Source organism: uncultured Subdoligranulum sp., from assembly GCF_937890665.1.
Map to the genome: position 1 here is coordinate 1 of NZ_CALADU010000247.1, position 4,797 is coordinate 4,797.

Here is a 4,797-nt window from a genome sequence, read left to right on the forward strand (position 1 = left end):
TCGCCGGTGGCCGTTGCTTTGGTGTTGAAGGTGATGCCGTAGGTATCACGCAGCTCGCGCAGAGCAGCCTTGTCCTCCGGTCCCAGAGCGATAAACTTGCTGATCTCCTCCTTGCCGGGTGCGCGGTGGATGTTGCCCACGTTGATCTCCTTTACAGGCACACCGCCTGCTACCAGACGCAGCGCATCCTCGGGGGTCTTGCAGACGATGAAGATCACCTGCTTGGGAGAAGCCTTGTGGATCAGATCACAGGTCTTCTGCACCGAGAAGAAGCGCATCGCAATGGTCTTGGGGACCACAGCCTTCATCAGCTGCTGCTGGATGGGATCTTCGCTGGCAGCATCGTTGGCTACGATCACAGTGTTTGCGCCAAGAGCCTTGATCCAGATCTGACCCTGGCCATGGATGAGCCGCTCGTCAATACGGAATGCAACAATGTTCGGCATACTTGGTTTCCTCCTTAACTTATGACTTTATTGACCGGTACTGGCGCTTACCAGTACAGATTCCAATCCTTGTAGAAGCGCAGCAGCGCCTCCATATAGTAGTAGTCGCCCCAGATGTTGCCCTCGTCCACACCCTTGCCGCTGTGCCAGGAGTAAACGCCGTGGTACAGCACCGGGCTGCCGGGCTGGGCATCGGTGCCCTGATAATTTTCGATCAAGCTGCGCAGGATGCGGTGGCAGGCGTGCTGATAGGTGACCTTGTCCGGATGCAGCTCCGGCAGGTACTTGCCCATTTCCAGCATACCGCAGACGACGATCGCAGCCGCCGAAGAGTCACGGGACTGGCCGGAGCCGTCGCCAAAGATCAGATCCCAGTAGCAGACATCGTCTTCCGGCAGGCGGTTGAGGAAGTAGTTGGTCATGCCTTCAAACAGGTTGACCGAAGCAGGGTTGTGATTCTCCCGGTAGTTGAGCGGGATGCCGTAGATACCCCATGCCTGGCCGCGTGCCCAGGCAGAATCATCGCTGTAGCCCTGACGGGTAGCGCCCCGCAGCGGCTCGCCGGTCTCCGCATCGAAGTAGTAGGTATGGAACGCCGAAGCGTCGTCCCGGATCACATAGTTTGCAGCTTTTTCAAAGTGATGGTCGGCTGCATCGGCGTACTTCTGGTCGCCCGTGACCTGGGTGGCCCAGTACAGCAGCGGGATGTTCATGAAGCAGTCGATGATCAGGCGGTAGTTGTCCTTTGCACCCACTGCACCCCAGGCCTGGATAAAGCCGTCCCGTGCATTGTACCGCTCCATCAGCTTGTCCGCAGCCAGGATACCAGCCCGCTTGCCCTTCTCGGAGCCGATGAGCTTATACCCTGCCACGCAGGAGATGGAATACAGGAAGCCCAGATCGTGGTGGTCCAGCTCGATGCGGTTCTCTACGCGATGCAGGAACGAGTCGATGTTCTGCTCTGCACGCTGGCGGAACGCCTCGTCCCCGGTGTACTCATAGCACAGCCACAGAAGGCCCGTCCAGAAACCATCGGTCCACTCAATGTTCTCGATGATGGGATATTTCTGGCCTTTGGTGGCAGACCAAGGAAACTTGGTGCCGAAATACTCCATATTCAGCCGGGTCTGGGCCACCACATGATCCATGGCCTTTTCCACTTCGGCTTTGGTCAGCATCGGGGTTGACAGGTATTTGTCCCGGTTTTTGATCGGCTCCACATGAATGGTCTTGATCATTTTGCACCCCCCGGCTTACAGACCGTCCTCAAACTCCGGCTCGGACTCCTCCTCGGACTGAGCGTCCCAATCCACAAAGCCCTCCACACCGGTCTGCACGGCATCCTCGGTCAGCTCCACCAGGTCCATGCTGTCGGAGGAGAAAGCGGCCTCCACCAGGGCGGGCATATTGGCGCCGGCCATCACCCGGATCTGCTTGTCGGTCAGCATCATCTTCAGCTCCACCGCCGTGCGGAAAGGGGTGCCGCCGGCCAGATCTGCCATGACCAGGATCTCCGGGGTCTCGATGCTGCTCATCAGCTGCTGCATCTGCTGCTTCAGCTCATCAGCACTCATCCCCTCGGGGAAGTCCAGCGCATAGACGTTGCTGGGGGCGCCTGCGACCAGGCGGGTAGCGCTGAGCGCGCCCGTGGCGAAATGTCCGTGACCAATAATCAAGATACTGACCATTTTTAGTTCTCCTCCTGCTTGCAAGATGTTTGATATTCCGAGCCGCCTTGTTGCGGCAGGACGACCACTGCGCCCTCTGGCACGGCGGCGCGGCGCAAAAGCGCCGCTGCACCGCCGTTTTCTCAGAAGGGTGATACACAGTCTCTCACCGGTTTGCACCCCGGCGCACCTTGGCAGCTGTGCACCGGACCTGCGGAGACTTGTGCCGGATCGCACCCCCGATCGCACAGAGAGGGAGGCTGCGGCCCTAAGGGGCCTTTCAGCTTGCGGGGAGTGTCCGGCTGTGTTTTTAGTATAGCCCCCTTGGGACCGTACTTGAATACCCTATCCGTTACTTTTTATTCACAAAACGGATATTTTGAATCCATCTTTCATCACAAATATGCAGATGACCGAAAAATTCCACAAAATCGACCCGCAAAATTCGTCAAAAACGCCCCAGCGCTACAAAGTGCACCGGGGCCTTTCCATTCGTTTGAATATTTTTTTCAGCGTGCAGCTTTACTGGCTTCCAACTCGGTGCGGTCCTGCACATTGAGGTAGACCCCGGTTTTACCCTTCATGAACTGAGTGGGTGCGCAGCCGTAATATTTTTTGAATGCGCGGGAAAAATACAGCGCATTGTCATACCCGCACATCTGGGCGATCTCTGTCACGGTGTAGCCGGTGGTCCACAAGGTGAGCAGGCGCTCTGCATTTTTCATCCGCATACTGGTCAGGTACTCCAGCGGAGAGACCCCCACCTCTTTTTTGAACAACTTGCGCAGATAGTCATAGCTGAACGGCAGGCTGTGGATGAACTCATCCAGCTTATAGTCCGAATCCTCAAAATTTTCCATGATGCTGGTGCGGATCTGCGCCACCGGCTCCGAAAATTCCATGTTGCTGCGAAACACCACGATATAGCTGGCGATCAGCTCTCCCAGCGCCGCCAGCACCAGTTCGTGGCGTTTACGGTCCGACATATGATGCATCCGCACCTGTGCAAAGGCGTTGGCAAGACAGCCATCCTCGTCCCCCACACGGAAAGCATCCTGGTATGGAAACGAGGGCGAGTCCAGCATGATATGGATGTTTGCGAACCCCTCTGTACCAGAGTTCGCATGCGCCATCTGGGGCGGGATCACCACCGTATCCCCTTCCTTGTATGGGATCGGGGGCTGATTTTCAAAGCGGAAGGCACCGCCGCCGGCGGTGCAGTACACTGCCTCCCAGTGTTTATGTTTGTGCATCCGCACATCGTAGATCTTGGGATGCTCCCCGATATACATGATCCGATTCATCGTTTGCACCTCATTCTGTCAAGCAGCGTTCAGTCCTGGCTGGAGGCGGCGATGCGCCATTTCTCGGCTTCGTTATACAGCTGGGTATGCTCCGGCGTCCAGGGGCGGGTACACTCCTGTCCCCAAAGTTTGGAGCCGTAGACCCGGAACTCCGGCACATTGGTGGAACACCAGTGCCCCTCAAAATCCACAAGCATCACCGCTTTATGGACCCGCAGCAGCATCTGGTGCTCGTTGGGGGCATAGATAAAGTAGGCCGCATCCTTGAACTCCCGCTCCATCCCCAAGGGCATGGCGCAGTAGATCTCCTGATGGGTATGGTCGGTGGCGTACAGGCAGATCCCTCCCCCCACCTTTTCCAGCGTAAGCCCATTTTGACCGCACGCAAAAACAAAGCGGTTTTTGAACAGACTGAACTTGACCTTTTCGGCTTCTCCTACCTGCATAGCTGCTCCTTTCTGCATTGGCCGCAAGCAGGTCTGCCAAAGCCCCCCTGCTCCGGCCTGCCCCCCTGTGGGGAGGCAGCGTTCCTTTCATTCTTCCTGCAGCCTGGGGCATGACCCGAAAAGTGGACCTTGTCCCGGCAAATTTACAAGAAATTCACGTATCTTTCTTTATAATAACATACTTTGCCCTTTTATTCCACATCCAGTCCTGCCAAAAATCCGCGCTGCAAATTTTGCGCAGCAGAAAGCCCCTGGCCAAAAGCCAGGGGCGAAATGGTTATTATTGAGCAAAATACGCATTCTGCACAGCCAGCAGCACACCGGCGCGGCTGGCAGCAAAGTTCAATCCGCCCTGCAGATAGCAGGTGTAGGGTGCACGCAGGGGGCCGTCACAGGACAGCTCAATGGTGCTGCCCTGGGTAAAGCTTCCGCTGGCCATGATCACCTCGTCGGTATAACCCGGCTCCGGGCAGGGTTCCGGTGCAGCGTAACTGTCCACCGGGCTGGCTGCCTGTACGCCCCGGCAGAAGCCCACCAGCGCTTCAGCCGTACCGGCATCAAAGCAGGTAACGATGTCGTTATGGTCCTCGCAGTAACGGGGAATGGGGTTCTTGCCCAGCAGCTCCAGCAGGCACTGTGCGTAAATAGCGGTCTTGATGGCCTCGCACACCACGCCCGGCGCATAGTAGAAGCCCAGGTACATATCCCGCGGGGTCTCCAGGGTACAGCCCAGCTCCTTGCCCAGACCCGGCGCATTGAGGCGGTAGGCACACTGCTCCACCAGATCCGCCCGGCCTGCGATATAGCCGCCGGTGGGGGCAATGCCGCCGCCGGGGTTTTTGATCAGGCTGCCCACCACCAGATCGGCCCCTGCCTGGCAGGGTTCCTTCATCTGGGTAAGCTCGCCATAGCAGTTATCCACAAAGATAATGAT

6 protein-coding genes are annotated in these 4,797 nt (G+C 57.3%); all 6 read right to left on the bottom strand.

The window, feature by feature from the left end; all coding sequences use genetic code 11:
- On the bottom strand, positions 1–446 hold a 446-nt coding region (locus tag Q0526_RS13785; RefSeq protein ID WP_298734676.1), incomplete at its 3' end, for a PTS system mannose/fructose/N-acetylgalactosamine-transporter subunit IIB.
- A 47-nt stretch (positions 447–493) separates the two neighbouring features.
- On the bottom strand, positions 494–1,684 hold the full coding sequence (locus Q0526_RS13790; protein ID WP_298734679.1) for a glycoside hydrolase family 88 protein: 1,191 nt from the start codon (positions 1,682–1,684) through the stop codon (positions 494–496).
- 15 nt (positions 1,685–1,699) lie between these two features.
- Positions 1,700–2,134, bottom strand: coding sequence for a PTS sugar transporter subunit IIA (locus Q0526_RS13795; RefSeq protein ID WP_298734682.1), 435 nt, complete (start codon positions 2,132–2,134; stop codon positions 1,700–1,702).
- Positions 2,135–2,622: 488 nt separating this feature from the next.
- Positions 2,623–3,417: an AraC family transcriptional regulator gene (locus Q0526_RS13800; RefSeq protein WP_298734685.1), complete on the bottom strand. Its 795-nt coding sequence runs from the start codon at positions 3,415–3,417 to the stop codon at positions 2,623–2,625.
- A 29-nt stretch (positions 3,418–3,446) separates the two neighbouring features.
- Positions 3,447–3,863, bottom strand: a complete 417-nt coding sequence (locus tag Q0526_RS13805; protein ID WP_298734688.1) for a hypothetical protein — start codon at positions 3,861–3,863, stop codon at positions 3,447–3,449.
- Positions 3,864–4,143: 280 nt separating this feature from the next.
- The coding region (locus Q0526_RS13810) for a methionine gamma-lyase family protein (RefSeq protein ID WP_298734691.1) at positions 4,144–4,797 on the bottom strand (654 nt) is incomplete at its 5' end.

Bases quoted from the DNA above. Each gene is read 5' to 3' on its own strand.
- Q0526_RS13790 (WP_298734679.1), bottom strand. From the start codon at position 1,684: ATGATCAAGACCATTCATGTGGAGCCGATCAAAAACCGGGACAAATAC.
- Q0526_RS13795 (WP_298734682.1), bottom strand. From the start codon at position 2,134: ATGGTCAGTATCTTGATTATTGGTCACGGACATTTCGCCACGGGCGCG.
- Q0526_RS13800 (WP_298734685.1), bottom strand. From the start codon at position 3,417: ATGAATCGGATCATGTATATCGGGGAGCATCCCAAGATCTACGATGTG.
- Q0526_RS13805 (WP_298734688.1), bottom strand. From the start codon at position 3,863: ATGCAGGTAGGAGAAGCCGAAAAGGTCAAGTTCAGTCTGTTCAAAAAC.